The sequence below is a fragment of the Rhizobacter sp. P3_B12 genome (assembly GCF_056402895.1).
Genome location: NZ_JBFUGN010001600.1, coordinates 1 through 782 on the forward strand (window position 1 = coordinate 1; position 782 = coordinate 782).

General features: G+C 75.1%; 1 pseudogene. It reads left to right on the forward strand.

Annotated elements, in window-relative coordinates:
• A pseudogene (locus AC1D01_RS37140) lies at positions 1 to 782 on the forward strand (DUF2339 domain-containing protein); the annotation flags it as partial.

The following is a 782-nucleotide window of genomic DNA, read 5'->3' on the forward strand; positions in this document are numbered from 1 at the left end:
GCCGTGGCGACGCTGGCCTTCGGGCCGGACCTGCTGGCGCATGCGCCGTTCGGCGGTCTGCGCCTGGGGCTGCCGTTGGTCCTCGCGCTGACCGGCTTGCTGGCCGGCGATGCGCTGCAGCGCGCGGCGCGGCCCGAGGCCGCTGCAGCATTGCGGTGGACACGGGAGATGCTCGTGCAATGGGGCATCGTCGCCTGGGCGTTGGTGTGGTGGGGCCTGATGCTGGTGCCGCAGGTGCTGCACCTGCTGCGCGAGGCCGATGCGCTGGACGGCTGGCCGGCGGCGCTGGTCGGCTGCGTGGTCGCGAGTTCGCTGCTCGCGACGATGCTCGCGGTGTGGCGCCAGTGGCGCGTGCTCGGGCAGGCCACCGCGCTGACGCTGCCGGCGCTGGTGCTGGTCGCGCTCGGCATGGCGGCACTCGAGATCACGCCGTCGGCCCACCTGGGCTGGCTGGCGTGGCCGGTGGCGCTGCTCTGGCATGTGCTGCTGCTGCGCCGGCAGGCGGCGTGGCTTGGTGGCTGGCCGCTGCAGGCCGTGCACGTGCTCGGGCTGTGGCTGTTCGTCGGCGTGGCGGCGGGCGAGCTGGCGGTGCATCTGTTCGACGCGGGCGAGCCCGGCTCGGCCTGGCGCGTGCTCGGCTGGGTGCCGGTGATCGCCGCCGCGGTGTTCGCATTGACGCGGCCGGCGGTGCTGCGCCGTTGGCCGGTGGCCGATTTCCGCGAGGCCTACCTGGTGGTCGGCGCCGCGCCGCTCGCACTCGGCCTGCTGCTGTGGGTGTGGGG